Annotated in this window: 15 protein-coding genes and 1 pseudogene; 10 read left to right on the top strand and 6 right to left on the bottom strand. The window is 42.9% G+C overall.

Features of this window, described 5'->3' with window-relative positions; translation table 11 throughout:
- Position 1: 1 nt before the first annotated feature.
- Both P3L37_RS02130 and P3L37_RS02135 read right to left on the bottom strand, forming a co-directional pair.
- Entirely contained in the window at positions 2–1,111 is a 1,110-nt protein-coding gene (locus P3L37_RS02130) for an efflux RND transporter periplasmic adaptor subunit (protein WP_109912611.1), read from the bottom strand.
- A gap of 12 nt (positions 1,112–1,123) precedes the next feature.
- Positions 1,124–1,552, bottom strand: coding sequence for a DoxX family protein (locus tag P3L37_RS02135; RefSeq protein WP_109912610.1), 429 nt, complete (start codon positions 1,550–1,552; stop codon positions 1,124–1,126).
- 99 nt (positions 1,553–1,651) lie between these two features.
- On the opposite strand from P3L37_RS02135, the gene soxR reads away from it, so the two are divergent.
- The 4 genes and pseudogenes from soxR (at position 1,652) to P3L37_RS02155 (ending at position 5,177) form a co-directional block, all read left to right on the top strand.
- Complete coding sequence (soxR, locus tag P3L37_RS02140; RefSeq protein ID WP_109912609.1) at positions 1,652–2,149, top strand: redox-sensitive transcriptional activator SoxR; 498 nt, start codon at positions 1,652–1,654, stop codon at positions 2,147–2,149.
- A gap of 342 nt (positions 2,150–2,491) precedes the next feature.
- Positions 2,492–4,138 carry a Na+/H+ antiporter gene (locus P3L37_RS02145; RefSeq protein WP_004915075.1) on the top strand — a complete coding sequence of 549 codons (1,647 nt, stop codon included), beginning with the start codon at positions 2,492–2,494 and terminating at the stop codon, positions 4,136–4,138.
- Between the two features lie 318 nt (positions 4,139–4,456).
- Positions 4,457–4,781 (top strand): annotated as a pseudogene (locus P3L37_RS02150) (fimbria/pilus outer membrane usher protein); the annotation flags it as partial.
- 153 nt (positions 4,782–4,934) lie between these two features.
- Complete coding sequence (locus P3L37_RS02155; RefSeq protein ID WP_162598843.1) at positions 4,935–5,177, top strand: hypothetical protein; 243 nt, start codon at positions 4,935–4,937, stop codon at positions 5,175–5,177.
- 24 nt (positions 5,178–5,201) lie between these two features.
- Here P3L37_RS02155 and P3L37_RS02160 read toward each other — a convergent pair whose 3' ends face one another.
- Positions 5,202–5,975, bottom strand: coding sequence for an AraC family transcriptional regulator (locus P3L37_RS02160; protein WP_004915063.1), 774 nt, complete (start codon positions 5,973–5,975; stop codon positions 5,202–5,204).
- A gap of 192 nt (positions 5,976–6,167) precedes the next feature.
- Here P3L37_RS02160 and P3L37_RS02165 point away from each other — a divergent pair, with 192 nt between their 5' ends.
- From P3L37_RS02165 to P3L37_RS02185, 5 genes are all read left to right on the top strand, one after another.
- A complete protein-coding gene (locus P3L37_RS02165; RefSeq protein ID WP_264967545.1) occupies positions 6,168–8,585 on the top strand; it encodes a DMSO/selenate family reductase complex A subunit in 2,418 nt (805 codons plus the stop codon).
- Positions 8,582–9,220: a DMSO/selenate family reductase complex B subunit gene (locus P3L37_RS02170; protein WP_109912607.1), complete on the top strand. Its 639-nt coding sequence runs from the start codon at positions 8,582–8,584 to the stop codon at positions 9,218–9,220. Before P3L37_RS02165 ends, P3L37_RS02170 begins: the two co-directional genes overlap by 4 nt.
- Entirely contained in the window at positions 9,217–10,116 is a 900-nt protein-coding gene (locus tag P3L37_RS02175; protein ID WP_117163016.1) for a dimethyl sulfoxide reductase anchor subunit family protein, read from the top strand. Before P3L37_RS02170 ends, P3L37_RS02175 begins: the two co-directional genes overlap by 4 nt.
- A 34-nt stretch (positions 10,117–10,150) precedes the next feature.
- Positions 10,151–10,717, top strand: a complete 567-nt coding sequence (locus P3L37_RS02180; RefSeq protein ID WP_117163017.1) for a molecular chaperone TorD family protein — start codon at positions 10,151–10,153, stop codon at positions 10,715–10,717.
- A 205-nt stretch (positions 10,718–10,922) separates the two neighbouring features.
- Positions 10,923–11,345: a DoxX family protein gene (locus tag P3L37_RS02185; protein WP_004915049.1), complete on the top strand. Its 423-nt coding sequence runs from the start codon at positions 10,923–10,925 to the stop codon at positions 11,343–11,345.
- A gap of 86 nt (positions 11,346–11,431) precedes the next feature.
- On the opposite strand, the gene P3L37_RS02190 is transcribed toward P3L37_RS02185, so the two are convergent.
- Genes P3L37_RS02190 through P3L37_RS02200 form a run of 3 tightly spaced genes read right to left on the bottom strand, consistent with a single transcriptional unit; the run spans position 11,432 to position 13,935 of the window.
- A complete protein-coding gene (locus P3L37_RS02190) occupies positions 11,432–11,560 on the bottom strand; it encodes a nucleotidyltransferase domain-containing protein (protein WP_226537988.1) in 129 nt (42 codons plus the stop codon).
- 26 nt (positions 11,561–11,586) lie between these two features.
- The gene (locus P3L37_RS02195) at positions 11,587–12,813 is read right to left on the bottom strand and encodes an RtcB family protein (protein ID WP_117163018.1); all 1,227 of its coding nucleotides are present in this window, start codon (positions 12,811–12,813) and stop codon (positions 11,587–11,589) included.
- Between the two features lie 3 nt (positions 12,814–12,816).
- Positions 12,817–13,935: a slipin family protein gene (locus tag P3L37_RS02200; RefSeq protein WP_004915038.1), complete on the bottom strand. Its 1,119-nt coding sequence runs from the start codon at positions 13,933–13,935 to the stop codon at positions 12,817–12,819.
- A 486-nt stretch (positions 13,936–14,421) separates the two neighbouring features.
- On the opposite strand from P3L37_RS02200, the gene rtcR reads away from it, so the two are divergent.
- Positions 14,422–16,005: an RNA repair transcriptional activator RtcR gene (gene rtcR / locus P3L37_RS02205; RefSeq protein WP_109912625.1), complete on the top strand. Its 1,584-nt coding sequence runs from the start codon at positions 14,422–14,424 to the stop codon at positions 16,003–16,005.
- The last annotated feature ends 46 nt before the right edge of the window (positions 16,006–16,051 follow it).

Consider the following 16,051-nt stretch of genomic DNA (forward strand, 5'->3'; position numbering starts at 1 on the left):
CTTATGAACCTTGAGCTGTGTTAGCGACAGGTTCAGACAATGTATCTTGGGCAACAGGGGTGACTGCAGAGCCGTCGTTTAAGCGTAATTGCCCAGACGTGACGACTTTATCGTTAGCACTTAAGCCGTGTTCTATTTCAATTTTGCCATCCCAACGTTGTCCCGTTTTTACGGACACTCGCTTAACGGTCATCGCATCGCCTTCACCTTGCGTAATAAACACAGTATCGCCATAGGCGGTATAAGTGACTGCGGTTTCTGGGATCGTAATGACTTCATTACTGGCTTGGCGTACCACATTCACGTTGGCGTACATTCCTGCTTTTAGTGTGCCATCACTATTTTCCAGTGTGGCTTGCAGGGCGATAGTGCGTGATTTTCCAATGAGTGGGTCAATGGCAGTAATACGGGCTGGAAATGTTTTATTGGGATAAGCATCAACTGTAATATCAACAATTTGGCCTTGATGCAGTTCCGGTGAGGCTTGTTCATCTAAAGAGAAATTGAGCTTTAAGGTTTGGGTATCCACCAAGCTGGCAATGGCTTCGCCGGGGTTTAAATATTGTCCTTCATGGACTTGGCGAATACCTATCGTTCCGTCGAATGGCGCTCGGATCGTTTTTTGTGCAATTAATGCTTGGGTTTGACGGATTAGGCCTTGGGCAATATCACGTTCAGCACGAGTGCTATCTACTTGAGCCTCTGCCACTAAATGTTGCGCAGATAATGAACGGGTTCTTTCGTATAAGCGAGCCGCATTGCGCAACTGTGCTTGGTAACGTGATAAATCCGCTTGTTCAACGGCATCATTGAGCTGCACTAATAATTGGCCTTTTTTGACTTGTTGGCCAGATTCAAATGCAATTTTCGTAATACGACCATTGGTTTCTGCCGCGACTAACACTTGGCTGCCTGCTTCTAATTCACCCACACCGTAAAAGGTACGAGGCGCAGTATCTAAGCTAACAGGAGCCAATGCCACTTTTACTGGTGGATATTGGTAAGCTGCTTGTTCGTCTTCCTCGTTTTGGGCATAGGTCGAATAAATCGCGCTACCCGCCCCAACAGCGATTAAAACGGAACAAAGTGTCATTATTGTTTTTTTATTCATTAAATTTTCCTTCTATTTCTGCGCTTTTAACGCGAAATAAAGACCTCGAAAATGCCCTGCAATGGCGATAGCAATTAAGCCCCCAATAACAGCGATATGCTCAATTGCCCAAAACATTGCAATTTGAGCTTGTTCCCCCGTGTAGCTCCAAAAGGTGTGGACAACCACAATTGTGAGGAACAAAAACACGGCTAGCGCCCCAGTTCCAAGCCATAAAAGACGGTTAAATAGCACAAGAACTGAGCCAATTAACATGACAGCAGCAGAAGCAATGTTGAAAAACCAATCTGGGTGAAGACCCGCGGCACGCATTTCGGCCAGACTATTTTCATAATCAAAAACTTTGGCTAAACCAGATGAAATAAATAAAACCAAGATGAGTAAGCGAGCAATAATCCATAAGCTATTGCTTTCTAACATTTTGGTAATCACCGATGGCATAAACCTATCCCCTTTTAAAAAGTAACCTCAATTGACAAACTAGCAGGGTGGCACTATAAAACCTTAAGTTAAGTTGAGGTCAAGCAAAGGTGAGATAAAATGGCGGACAAAGACACAAAAACGATAAAACCTCAGAAAAGCGAGGGAAAAAAAATTGATTTTACGCGGGCACTAACGGTGGGCGAAGTGGCAAAACGCTCGGGAGTACCTGTTTCTACAGTCCATTTTTATGAATCAAAGGGACTCATTCAAAGTACTCGAACTCAAGGGAATCAGCGACGATTTCACTCTGTTGTACTGCGTTATATTGCCATTATTAAAGTCGCACAAAGTACAGGGATCCCATTACATGAAATTCAAGAGGCATTAGGGCGTTTTCCTGCAAATAGTGCGCTAACTTCAGAACAATGGCAGGAGATGTCGACACAATGGCGTAAATCTTTAGATAAGCGTATTCGGCAACTGACGCGTTTACGTAATGAATTGGATAACTGTATTGGTTGCGGCTGCTTATCATTAAGTGATTGCCCACTGCGTAACCCTGATGATGTCCTTGGTCGGAAAGGTCCTGGTGCCCGTATTTTAGAACGTCCATAAGCTCTTTTATTAAAACCCGCACTTTTCATTATTTGGATGGCCATTGTTTAACGTGGCTATTTATCTAGATATATCATTAAGTAATGATGGTTTAATTCTATTTTTAACGGTAAGGCATAACTTATTGTTGAGATGGAGTTTTAATCGTTATTTACCAAATTGATAAATAAATTTTTTATTGACAACTCAAGTAGATAGTATTTTTGTAACTTAATGATAGATAGGCTATTTCTTAAATTTATTGTTTTTGTATCAGATGATTAATTGCCACTTTACATTGATTCAATTTATCTATTTACTGCATAACTGGTAATTAATGATTAGCTAAATATGGAGCAATCAATGTCAGTAGTGACACTTGTACTCGTTTTTTTATTAGCCGTTGTTGTGAGCGTTTTTGTTTCACGACTGCTCAAAGATATTATTCCATTACCCCTAATACAGATAGCACTGGGGGCTGGCTTGTCTTTATACGGTTTTACGGTTGAATTTGAACCTCATTTATTTCTGTTTTTATTTATTCCACCTTTATTGTTTCTTGATGGCTGGCGTATTCCTAAAGAAGCCTTATTTCAAGAAATTAAACCAATCATGTCGTTAGCCATAGGTTTAGTGGTGGTTACGGTTATTGGTATGGGGTTCTTTATACATTGGTTAATTCCGGCCATTTCTTTAGCTGTTGCTTTTGCCTTGGCTGCTATTTTGTCGCCAACAGACCCTGTTTCGGTGTCTGCAATGACCGTCAATTCCCCATTACCATCGCGAATGGCGCATATTCTAGAAGGGGAGTCATTGCTGAATGATGCAACGGGTCTGGTGTGTTTCAGTTTTGCGGTGGTCGCTGCGCTAACAGGCACATTTTCCCTTGCTTCAGCAGCGGGGCAGTTTGTATTAGTGGCTTTTGGCGGAATTTTAATTGGTTTGCTGGTGGCTTGGGCAATTGGCTGGTTAAACCAATTGCTAGTTAAGCGCACTGGGGAAGAACCTGCTATTCAAATTATGATCAGTTTATTGATGCCATTTACGGCTTACTTATTAGCTGAACATTTACATGTTTCCGGTATTTTAGCCGCAGTGGTTGCAGGTATTGCCATGCACTATGAAAAAATTGCAGGGCGTATGCAAGCCGCAACACGTATGCAAAGTAAAGCGGTGTGGGATACTGTACAAACTGCGTTGAACGGGATGATTTTCATCTTGTTAGGCGAGCAGTTACCGGGTATGTGGACAAATATGCCTGCTGTAGCAGAGGCCGCGGGTGCAAGCCATCCTTGGATGCTATTTGTTTATGTGGCAATCATTACTGTGGCCTTGGCGGTTTTACGGTTTAGCTGGGTGTGGATCTCGATGACTCTAACGGTCTTCCATAAACGCCGTCGTGGTAAAGAAGCCGATGTTATGCATATTCGTATGATGGCAGTGATGGCGACAGCGGGAGTGCGTGGAGCGATTACGTTAGCGGGTATTTTAACATTACCTTTATTGATGCCAGATGGTTCATTATTTCCGAATCGTGACGTGGCTATTTTCTTAGCAATGGGGGTGATTTTATGTTCATTACTGATTGCCAGTATTGCACTGCCTATTTTAACTAAAGGGCTGGTACAAGACTTACCTTATGATAATGACGAAATTCGAGCGCGTTTAGCCTTAAATGAAGCCGCAATGGCACATTTACGTGAATTGATGAACCACCCATCGGATGATATGGATGAAATTGCCATGCGTACTGAGGTTGGGGCACAACTGTTAGAAATTTATGGTAGACGACTCGATAACTCAGATGAAACTGAGTCAGATGTCTATGATTTACATAAGATGATTGATATGGAACGCGAGATGTCCAAGTCAGCATTAAAAGCAAAACGGGACGCGTTATATCAAATGCGTAAAAGCAAAAATATCAATGAAAGGGTGTATCACCGTTTACGTGATGAACTTGATTTAAAAGAAGAAACACTTAATCACCATAAAAATGGTAAACATTAGTTAGTGAAAATAAAGGCCTGAATCCCGAATGTATTCAGGCCTTTTGTTTATGATTATAACTCAACTAAGTTTGACTGTTTGTGTTGGTTGTTGATAAGTTAGTTGCAATTCTATTTGGGAAATTTATATGTCACAGGGTGCCGTTAGCTTAAGCATTATTATTACCATCACTTAGTGGTGGGGATATGCGACATCCTAAACCCGCCAGATAAGGCGGGTTTTTTGTTCTTATCTGGTTAACACTTCAGTAAGGAAAAATCTATACGATTAACCAAATTAAATATTGCACCTCAATTATCAAAATCAACTCGGTTATTTATTTTTACCGTGGGAGAAAATTATTTTTATTCGGATATTTTTGAATCTTGGCAATATATTGGTTTTTCTTTAGAAAGTGATGACCGCATGCTACCGCCTAAATTAGCGGGGGTATGCACCTGAAATTATTGGTATGGCAAACACTAATGCAATTGTGATTGTTCGCAGTCAAGAATGTATTATTTCTGAAGCAGCCGTTCCTCCAGAGCCATTTCGCATTCAAACACTCGATAGCGGCATCCGTGGTGTATTGGATGTGACGGTACGCGAAGAAAATGGCGAAGAGAGTAAATTTAGTATTAGTACCGTCTCGTTACCTCAGTTAAATGTAAAAGCGATGTGTTCCACGCAAACGAGCTCTGGATAGGCTAGCACGGTCAATTTACGGCATGGCCAATTAAGTCGTATTCATTATGATAGCTTGGTGAGTGAAAGCATCAGGTATACATGCAAATTTGCAACCTTAACGAAGGTAAGATTGCGGTTAGACTATGCCACCGATAGCGACCCGCAAAAGCGGTTGCCGATGAAAGATGCTTCAAATAAAACGATTTACAGTCAGTTAGAAATTGTGGATGAGCAAACTGGGGCGGCAGGCACAGACATTCGTGTGGGAATTCAGTCAGAGCATACGATTCAGATACGTAGTCGTATTCAAGGAGCTAATGCAGACGCAGGAAGCTATCAAGGGTCTGCATGGTTAATCGCCACATTTGATTAAATTGGGTTTTTGAATGGTTAGATATCATCCACCAATTTTCTGAATAAAACTGGATGGACTTTGCCCTAACCATTTTTTAAACATAGTCGAAAAAGACCCAACACTGCTGTAGCCTAAATCAAATGCAACCTCGGTAATGGATTTACCCGCAGAAATGTGGGTAATCGCACTTAATAAGCAAGCTTGCTGCCGCCAGTCTGAGAAAGATAGCCCCGTTTGAGCACCAAAAAAACGGCTAAATGAACGCTCACTTTTATGTAATTTTGCTGCCCATTCTTGTGGTAATGAGGTGATTTGTGGGGCTTTTAGAAATTCCCTGCACAACTGGGCTAAATGTTCATCCCGTGGGATGGGCGCGTAGAAAGGCAGGGGTTCTGCTTGTGCAATTTCATGCAAAATCAATTGGTACATTACCCCATCACGGCCATTTAAATCATATTCAATCGGGGTATCAACCGCTTCAAGCAATAATTGACGAAGTAAGGGAGAAACCCTGAGTACTTCGCACTTATTTCCTCTACGAGGAGCCGCTTTGGGCTCAATGTATAAACTACGTGTACTGACATTCAACATGCGGGTTTCATGAGGGGTATTACAGGGGATCCAAACCCCGCTATCAGGCGGGATGACCCATTCACCATCTGCAGTACTGACTTCAATCAATCCTGTTGCGCCATATAAAAACTGGGCACGGCGGTGGACGTGAGAATCGAGTAACACGTTTGGTAGGTAATCAGTACCGATAGCTAACACATCACGTGGAGTGGCATCGACAGTTTTTAGAGGAATATTTCGCATAGGAATTTATCTTGGCTGAGATTCAAAAATTATTATCTATCTTCTGAATATAGGCAATTTTTATTGACATAACCACATGTTTTATATGGTTGGCTGAAATTCCAATGTGTTTGGCGGCTTTTCGAAAGTTGGCAAACCGGGAAATGATTACTCTAGCGCGGCAACCTAATGTATGCCAGAGGTAGAGTTATCATGGAAAATTATCACGATCGGGCAGATAGCAAGAGTCTGATTAAACCCTTAACCCGTCGTCGGTTTATTCAAGGCAGCTCTGCGCTCATGGCTGTCCCCTTTATTACCACAAACACGGTCGCATCGACACCAGAAAACCCGAATATCATCCCAACCACAATGCTACAAAATGAAGGTGAGCGAGTGGTTTCTACCTGTAGTAGTTTTGACTGTGGTGGCAAATGTGATATTCGAGCACATGTTAAAGAAGGGGTAGTAACCCGAATTAGTACCCGCCCAGATGCCGATTTAGATGAAGAGATGCCCATCATGCGTGCTTGCGTACGCGGCCGCAGTTATCGGAAATTTGTTTATCACCCAAATCGCTTGAAATACCCAATGAAAAGAGTGGGTAAACGTGGTGAGGGGCGCTTTGAGCGCATTAGCTGGGAAGAAGCGACGACATTGATTGCCGACAATATGCAGCGTATCAACGAGCAATATGGCCCTGCATCACGCTTTGTTAGCCTCAGTACTGGAGTGACTGGAGGCATTTTCTCTGGTGCGAATATGCTACGCCGTCTATTTAATATCACGGGGGGCTTTCTGGAGAATTACCATTCAGTGAGTAACGGCAATACCATGGCGGTCACACCTTATACCTATGGCACATCAGCCAGTGGTAGCACCTTAGACACGCTCGAAGATACGCCATTGGTGATTCTGTGGGGGCATAATCCTAACGAAACCATTTTTGGTCATACGAATCATTATTTTCAAAAAATGAAGAAAAATGGCACTAAATTCATTGTTGTCGATCCGCGTTATTCAGATACCGCATCGTCATTAGCGGATCAGTGGATCCCTATTTTACCGACTACAGACAATGCGATGATGGATGCCATGATGTATGTGATCATCAGTGAGGGCCTGCATGATCAAACCTTTATCGATAAATTCACTGTTGGTTTTGATGAGCACCAGATGCCCGAAGGCATACCCGAAAATGAGTCATTGATGGCGTATTTGATGGGGAAAAAAGATGGAATAGTGAAAACTCCTGAATGGGCGGAACCCATTACCAAAGTACCCGCCGATACCATACGTCAATTGGCACGTGAATATGCCAACACCAAACCAGCGGTATTAATGCAAGGCTGGGGGCCTCAGCGTCATATCTGTGGTGAACGTTCCGCCCGAGGCGCGACCTTGTTGGCAACAATCACAGGTAATGTGGGCGTAAAAGGGGGATGGGCAGCAGGTTATGGCATGGCAGTTACGCCGGATCTCCGTAAAACTCTCGCGGGTCCTAGCTTATTTGACAACCCTGTGAAAGCGAAAATTAATATCACCAATTGGGTGCAGGCCTGTGAAAATAAAGATTTGGTAACGCCCAATAACGGTTTAAAAAACGCAGAAAAACTCGATACGGAAATCAAAATGATTTTTTCGTTAGCGGGTAACTATATGACCAACCAGAACCCCGATATTTTGCATGCCGCTAAAGTTCTGGAAGATGAAAGTAAAGTTGAGTTTATTGTTTACAGTGACTTATATATGACTCCCAGTGCCAAGTATGCCGATATTTTACTGCCTGAAACCAGTTTCTTAGAGCGTTGGAATGTGGGTGGCACATGGGGAACGGGTAATTATATTATTTTATCTGAAAAAGTCGTCGAGCCTGAATTTGAGCGCCGTAGTGACTATGAATGGTTACGCGACGTGGCTGAAAAACTCGGTGTTGGCGAAAAATTCAGTGAAGGCCGTACAGAAAAACAGTGGATTGAGTATTTAGTCAATGACGCTCATCAAAAACGCCCGGAAGATGGCATTCCAACCTTTGATGAGCTGCTGGTTAAGCGCCGCCATTTGTTAAAACACAAACCGCATGTGGGCCATGTTGCCTTCGAAAAAAATATTAACGATATCGAGAATAACCCGTTTGAAACACCATCCGGAAAAATCGAAATTTTCTCTCAGCGCCTTTATGAGCGTAATGACGTGGACATCCCTGCTTTATCTCATTATGTGCCTGCCATTGAGGGGCCGGAAGATGAACTAGCTTCCCGCTATCCATTGCAATTAATCACTTGGAAAGGTCGTAATCGTGCCAATTCAACGCAATTTGCTAACCCGTGGTTACAAGAAGTACAGCGCCAAGAGTTATGGATCAATCCTATCGATGCCAAAAGACGAAATATCACGGATGGGGAGCGGGTCAAAGTGAATAATGACCGCGGTATCACCATGGTACCGGTCAAAATCACCCAGCGCATTATGCCTGGTGTTGTTGCTTTACAGGCAGGAGCATGGTGGCAACCTGATGAAAATGGCATTGACCAAGGCGGTTGTGCGAACGTTTTAACATCTTCCCGCAGTACAGCAATGGCACATGGAAATGCCCATCAAACCTTATTGGTGGAGGTAAGCAGAGCATGAGTAAATTTCAGGTTTATCCCGCAGTCAGTGACAAACAGCTTGGCTTTTATATTGACTCTGCGCGTTGTTCCGGTTGTAAAGCCTGCCAAGTGGCGTGCAAAGATAAAAATAACCTCGACGTGGGGCGCAAATATCGTCGTGTATACGAAGTTGCTGGCGGTGAGTTTATTGAAAATGGCTATGGGGGACTGGTGAATAACGTCTTTGCCTATACGTTATCCATCTCCTGCAACCACTGTGCCGACCCAATGTGCGTGAAAAATTGCCCGACGACAGCCATGCACAAGCGTGAAGGGGATGGCATTGTGATGGTCAATACAGATAAGTGTGTGGGCTGTGGAACCTGTGCGTGGTCTTGCCCGTATGGTGCACCGCAAATGAACCCTGAAACCAAGCAAATGTCGAAATGTGATTTTTGTATTGATTTACAACTAAAAGGGGAACAGCCCGTCTGCGTCGCCACTTGCCCACTAGGAGCCATTCAATTTGGCCCAATTGATGAATTACGACAACGTTATGGGGAGCTAGCGGATGTCCGAGGATTACCAGACTCATCGATTACCCACCCAAATTTAGTGATCCATCCACATCTTGGGGCGGGTCGTACACAAGACTCACAAGGAGAAGCCAAATGAATGAATGGCCACTGTTATTATTCACATTTTTAATGCAAACATCCATTGGGTTGAGTGTGATGTTAGCGCTTTTTGCAAACAAATTATCGGCGAATTTAACGGGCAAAACGCACGCACAGTTTTTGCTGTGGTATGTATTTGTCGCCTGCGTATTTGCGGGTATCGGTTTATTGTCCTCAATCACCCACTTAGGGGTTCCTTTAAATGCGCCTAACTCACTGCTGAATATTTTTTCATCGTGGTTAAGCCGTGAAGTGGTATTCACCGCTACCTATTTTGCTTTTCTCGGGCTGACTTTCCTATGGTTATGGCTCAAAAAGGAATTGTCATATTTGCTACTTGGCTTGGCCATTATTGCAGGGCTATGCGATGTGTATGCCATGGCTTCAATCTATCGTTATACATCAATGTTAACGTGGATGAATGATAATACGTATTTGATGTTCTACGGCACGATGTTTACTGCGGGAGCTGCTGGGTATTATTTATTAATCAATTTGTTATTGCGTTTTAACATCGGAGCCGTAGAGACTCAGATATCAACTCGTGGGTTATGGATGTTATGGGCGGTGATTGGGGTTAGCTTACTGGTTCGTTTAGCTTATCAGCCTGCCTATGAAAGTTACTTGGTTCACACTAGCTATAATAATGAATCCATTACATTTCCTATCGACTCTATCCATGCTTACCAAGGGATTTGGTCACTGCGTATCACGAGTTGGGTAGTTGGAATATTGGCGGTGATGGTATTGGGATATGGGTTGTTTCGTCATATACGACAAACGGCGAATGGGGTTATGACTTCGAGCAGTAAAGGATATTTAGTGGTTGGTTGTACAGCGGCGATGGTTGCTGAGTTTATGCTGCGTTACTGTTTTTACACGATCCACATATAGATAACAGCGTATTGCTTAGGAAATTATCTTTTTTATGATCCATTTTTCACACTATGCAGCCGCGTTTAATATTTTAGGCACGTGCTATTTATTTTCACCGAATGACGATGCAAGTCATTATGCAATAAGCTTTTTCAAGTTAGATGACTTCGCATCTCAGTGGCCTTGTAAGGTCAGCATCTCGCTTAGCGAACGGATCTCGGCATCGCTAAATATTGAGATTGCGGCACTGCATACTCAGTGGACGGATTTGTTTATTGGACCTGAAGCATTACCCGCCCCGCCATGGGGCTCGGTATATCTTGACCCAGAGGGTGTTTTGCAAGGTTCTTCCACGGTGGCATTGAGTGAGTTTTTAAAACGGGAGCGTTTAAAAATACAGACTCGTTATCCAGAGCCCTCTGACCATGTTGGTTTAATGTTATTTCAAGCGGCAGTTTTGGCTTCACAAGTCAGGGAAGCCGCATTAAAAGAATTGTTGAATGACCATTTGGGAAGTTGGCTACCACAATTTTCTCAGCAATTAAATCGAACAAGCTATAGCCCATTCTATAATGCATTAACTGAATTAGCTCTGGTGACTGTCAGGTCGTGCTTGTAATATTATTCAATATTTTTGATTTTTAAATGGTTAATTAAACGTAATATTTGAATAGGTGAAAGGTTAACAAATTTTAATTAAATGAAAATTGATTTAGTTATAAGAAATGCAAATTAAAATGATTCTTACTTTATCTTTCTAAGCCATAATGCATTTTTAAGCCATACTACTTAATGATGTTTTGGATATCCATAGGGGGTATAAAGTGGTCAATTTATTAAATCGTTTGTTGTCCCATGAAGATGCTGGCAGGTTGTTATTGCGTCTTTCTGTTGGTGGGCTCATGTTGTTTCATGGTATGAGCAAATTAATGACTGGTGCGAGTGGTATTAAAGCGCTGCTGGCTTCTTATGGTTTACCTGAATTTATTGCTTATGGAACAATTCTAGGTGAAGTGGTTGCGCCTATTTTTATTATTTTAGGGATTTTAACTCGTCCATCAGCTTTATTAGTGGCTTTCACCATGGTGGTTGCATGGTTAATGATTGGGCTAGATAAAACATTTGTATTGGATAAAACCGGTGCATGGGCCATCGAAAGCCTAGTGTATTTCTTCTTGAGTGGTATTGCATTGGCATTTTTAGGTGCGGGTAAATATTCCATTATTAAAAACCCGAACTGGCGATAAACCTGTTTTTCTTTTGTGTTTGACATTGCCTTTGAAAAAAGACCATCAAAAAATTTCTGATGGTCTATTTTTTTGAAAAATACCTGTTAATGATTTTCTAACACGGATTCACATGCAAACAGTATTTTAACGTGATGAGTTTCTTCTATTTCTTTGAGTGTTTTCTCTATCCGTTCTCTCATTAGCACGGATACACTTTCATGGTCAGTTTCCATGCTTTTTCTCCTGTAACGTTTTATCGTTAACCCTTAACACATACCACTTGGCGTAGGGTATGAACAATTTCTACCAGTGATGATTGTGCTGCCATTACCGCGTCGATGTCTTTGTAGGCCATCGGTATTTCGTCAATCACATCACTGTCTTTTCGGCACTCAACATGGGCAGTCGCCATTTTTTGGTCGCTAACTGAGAAACGCTTTTTGGCTTCAGTTCGGCTCATTACACGGCCTGCACCGTGGCTACAGGAACAGAAACTTTCTTCGTCTCCTAACCCGCGCACGATAAAGCTTTTCGCCCCCATAGACCCTGGAATGATCCCCATTTGGCCTTTTCGAGCGGATACCGCACCTTTTCGTGTCACTAAAACGTCTTCACCAAAGTGCTGCTCTTTTTGCACATAGTTATGATGGCAATTTACAGCTTCTTGCTCTGTAATAAACGGTTTTGGAATTTCACGCGATAGTGCTTCTAACACGCGGTGCATCATCACTTCACGGTTATGGCGGGCAAAGTCTTGCGCCCAACCCACTGCTTCCATATAGTCATTAAAATGTACGCTTCCTTCTTCGAAATACGCGAGGTCTCTATCAGGTAAATTAGCAATATGCTGTTGCATATCTTTTTGCGCGAGTGTGATAAACAAGTTACCAATCGCATTTCCCACTCCGCGTGACCCGCTATGTAGCATCACCCATACACGGTCTTGTTCGTCTAAACACAGCTCAATAAAGTGGTTTCCCGTTCCCAACGTCCCTAAATGGTTATAATGGTTAGTTTGGCGCAGTTTTGGGTACTTATCGCAGATACGCTTAAACTCTGCATCTAAATGTGCCCAGTGGCTATCGACAATATCCGGTGTACGATGCCAAGCCCCTTTATCACGCCCATGTCGATGGGTGGTTCGACCGTGTGGCACTGCCGCTTCAATGGCAAAACGGATATTTTGCAGGCTATCCGGCAAATCCGATGCCGTTAAGGACGTTTTTACGGCAATCATTCCACAACCAATATCCACTCCAACCGCCGCAGGAATAATGGCCCCTTTAGTTGGAATCACGCTTCCAATGGTTGAACCTTTCCCCACGTGTACATCAGGCATCACAGCAAGGTGCTTGAAAATAAACGGCATTTTGGCGGTATTTTGTAGTTGTGTAACTGCTTTCGGGTCAACAGGAACCCCATTGGTCCACATTTTTACCGGTACGCCATTTTCTTGAGTTAATTCGTTGAATTTATTATTTATCATTATTTATTCCTTAATTTTTACTAATCCGTTTAATACTTGGTCTAATCCACCGTAAACAGAAATTTGGTCGATGCGATGCGCAATATTTTCTAAGGTTTCGAGCTCTTTCAAACGCAAGGCAATGGGGTTGTTTTCCATCACTTTAGCGGTATTTAGCAGTGAGCGAGTCGCCGCGGTTTCTTCACGTCGGCGGATCACGTTTGCTTGTGCCGATTTCTCGGCTTCGACTACTTGGGATAAAATCGTGCGCATATCTCCCGGTAAAATAATATCTTTAACACCAATGCTATCGATTTCTAGGCCAAACTCAGTGACGCATTGCGCCACTTGAGCCAACATCAGCTCATCAATTAGTTGCTTGTTTTCTAACAGTTCATCTAAGGTTCGAGTCCCCACGATTTCTCTTATTGAGAATTGTAATTCACGATATAAATGTTCTACAGGCTGACTCAATTTTGAAAATGTCAGCAAAACATCCTGATAGCGCCAATTAGCACACAGATTGACGCGCAATGTGACTTTATCTTTGGTTAAAATTTCTTGCCCGCTGACTTCAAGTGATTGCAAACGCGTATCAATGATTTCAACCTCAGGTTTGTGGTTGATTTTCCAATAGCCGTAAGTTCCTGGTTGTAATAAATCTTGTATCTCACCATCAATTTTTAGCATACCGACATGCCATGCAGGTACTTGGCTAATCAAGGCCAACTCATTGCCTTTAATGCGTTTTTTACCCATTAATCGGGCAACTAAGGCGGAGTCAATAACACTATTTTCTAGTGATTGCAGTTCCACTTTTAAGCTATTGCCATTTTTCCAATACAACCGACGGGTTGCTGGTGGCAAGATTTCTGCCAAGCTATTGTGCAAGTAAATAAAACCAATCTCATCATCAGCTAAAATGATGTCAATACAGTGCTCATCAACCCAATCAGAGTGAAATTGGCGTAAGTGGTCGGCCAATTTTTCATCAATGGCCTCATTGTCGAGGGTGAACAATGACACTGTCAATCGATTGAACCAGTCGTTTAAATGGTGCTCACCCGCTGTTAGTAATTGTTTAAAATTCCCATTTTTAGCGGTCAATGCGATTTGTCCTTGAGCGATATTGATTTTTTTCATTATTTTTCCTTTTTTATGGTTTATCCACCACTGAAGAAAAAAGCGAAGTGGTGAGGGGAAAAGTAGAGTGCCCAGTACGGCTGTCTAAATTTCTGCTCATCACTCGGCAAGGTTCTCGAGTGGTGGTTTTAAGCTTAACTTCAACTTAGTTTTATACAGTTGGATTTGTATTTTTTTCAGGAGTCGAACCTGATAGCTAGGCTATTACCAAGGTGTCTTACTGACGGCGGCATACAGACCATGTAGTGACTAACGCCACCATGTCTGCACCGGTTGAACGCGAAGTTCAGACAATTTTCGGCAGTGGATAAATAGATAATTGCCAGAAGCGTGCCAACTTTGATGAAAATATAATAAATATTTTTATATCATTGAAAAATAACAAATAAATATTTTAATGAAATTTTACTAACATTGAATGATGAAATGAATTAGGCTATTTATTATATTTTTATCTCGTCTTTTATGAATTTATATAAACTCATTATGAATAAAAAACGCAAAGTTGTTATTGGCGTACTGGGCACGGTACTCGATAGGCGAGGTAAAAAAGCCAATCGCTGGACAAAATGGCGCCCAACGGTAGGCTTGTGCCAACAACCTGATTTGGATATCGGTCGCTTTGAACTGCTACATCAGGTCAATGACTATGGCATGGCGCATCGGGTGAAGGAGGATATTGAGCAAGCCTCTCCCAATACCGAAGTGGTGCTGCATGAGGTGGATATTGCCGACCCGTGGGATTTCGAAGAGGTGTATACCTCGTTATTGGATTTTTCTTCAAGTTATCAATTTGATACTGACGACGAAGAGTATCTGGTGCATATCACGACGGGCACCCATGTGGTACAAATCTGTTGGTTTTTATTAACCGAAGCTCATTATTTACCTGCCAAATTAATCCAAACCTCTCCCAGCCAAAAGGGGAGAGAAAAAGACCCAATCGGCATTCATACGGTGATTGACCTTGATTTAAGCCGTTATACCCACATCACCAGTCGCTTCCAAACAGAGCAGCAACAGCAGGTATCCTTCTTAAAATCCGGGATTGCCACGCGTAATGCTGCGTTTAACACCATGATTGAGCAAATCGAGCGGGTGGCTTTGCGCTCAAAAGCGCCGATTTTACTCAATGGCCCAACGGGGGCTGGGAAGTCGTTTTTGGCGCGACGCATTTACCAATTGCGGGAAAGCCGCCACCAAGTCAAGGGGCGTTTTGTGGAAGTGAACTGCGCCACTTTGCGCGGTGATAATGCCATGTCGACGCTATTTGGCCATGTCAAAGGGGCGTTTACTGGGGCACTAAATGCACGAGGCGGTTTGTTAAAAGAAGCCGATGGCGGCATTTTATTTTTAGATGAAATTGCAGAACTTGGCCTTGATGAACAAGCTATGTTACTCAAAGCCATTGAAGAAAAACGTTTTTTTCCTTTTGGCTCCGACAATGAAATCCACAGTGATTTCCAGCTGATAGCGGGAACCCACCGCAATCTTGCAAAGCAAGTGGAATCGGGTAAGTTTCGTGAAGACTTATACGCCCGTATCAATATGTGGACCTTTGCCCTACCGGGGTTAAAAGAACGTCGTGAAGATATTGAACCCAATATCGATTATGAATTAGCCAAACTTTGCCAAGATCAGCAAAGCCAAATCCGCTTTGATAGCGAAGCACGCAGCCTGTATGTGAAGTTTGCTTGTTCCTTGCAAGCCCAGTGGCGCGGCAATTTCCGTGAATTGGGCGCCTCGATTAGCAGGATGGCGACCTTTGCCGAGCGCGGGCGCATTACTAAAGTGGTTGCCGAGGAAGAAATTGGCCGTTTGCAGTCTCAATGGCAGCCAAAATCAACCAATACATTTCCAAAGCAAATTGGTGAGATTGATTTATTCGATAAGCAGCAACTGGCAACAGTACTTGAAGTTTGCCGCCGTTCATCTTCCCTTTCCGAGGCGGGGCGTGAGCTGTTTGCAGTATCACGGCAACACAAAAAACAGCCCAATGATGCGGACAGGCTGCGAAAATATCTCGCCAAATTTGAATTGGATTGGGATGGGGTGAAGGCGGGGTATTGAGGGACGCTATATTGCTAAATCGTAGAAAGAAAAATCCCCGCCGAAG

This window comes from Providencia sp. PROV114 (genome assembly GCF_032704305.1).
Classification (GTDB): Bacteria; Pseudomonadota; Gammaproteobacteria; order Enterobacterales; family Enterobacteriaceae; genus Providencia; species Providencia rettgeri.

Coding starts and splice junctions, on each gene's coding strand:
- P3L37_RS02130 (WP_109912611.1), bottom strand. CDS start 1,111: ATGAATAAAAAAACAATAATGACACTTTGTTCCGTTTTAATCGCTGTT.
- P3L37_RS02135 (WP_109912610.1), bottom strand. CDS start 1,552: ATGCCATCGGTGATTACCAAAATGTTAGAAAGCAATAGCTTATGGATT.
- soxR (WP_109912609.1), top strand. CDS start 1,652: ATGGCGGACAAAGACACAAAAACGATAAAACCTCAGAAAAGCGAGGGA.
- P3L37_RS02145 (WP_004915075.1), top strand. CDS start 2,492: ATGTCAGTAGTGACACTTGTACTCGTTTTTTTATTAGCCGTTGTTGTG.
- P3L37_RS02160 (WP_004915063.1), bottom strand. CDS start 5,975: ATGCGAAATATTCCTCTAAAAACTGTCGATGCCACTCCACGTGATGTG.
- P3L37_RS02165 (WP_264967545.1), top strand. CDS start 6,168: ATGGAAAATTATCACGATCGGGCAGATAGCAAGAGTCTGATTAAACCC.
- P3L37_RS02170 (WP_109912607.1), top strand. CDS start 8,582: ATGAGTAAATTTCAGGTTTATCCCGCAGTCAGTGACAAACAGCTTGGC.
- P3L37_RS02175 (WP_117163016.1), top strand. CDS start 9,217: ATGAATGAATGGCCACTGTTATTATTCACATTTTTAATGCAAACATCC.
- P3L37_RS02180 (WP_117163017.1), top strand. CDS start 10,151: ATGATCCATTTTTCACACTATGCAGCCGCGTTTAATATTTTAGGCACG.
- P3L37_RS02190 (WP_226537988.1), bottom strand. CDS start 11,560: ATGGAAACTGACCATGAAAGTGTATCCGTGCTAATGAGAGAACGGATA.
- P3L37_RS02195 (WP_117163018.1), bottom strand. CDS start 12,813: ATGATAAATAATAAATTCAACGAATTAACTCAAGAAAATGGCGTACCG.
- P3L37_RS02200 (WP_004915038.1), bottom strand. CDS start 13,935: ATGAAAAAAATCAATATCGCTCAAGGACAAATCGCATTGACCGCTAAA.
- rtcR (WP_109912625.1), top strand. CDS start 14,422: ATGAATAAAAAACGCAAAGTTGTTATTGGCGTACTGGGCACGGTACTC.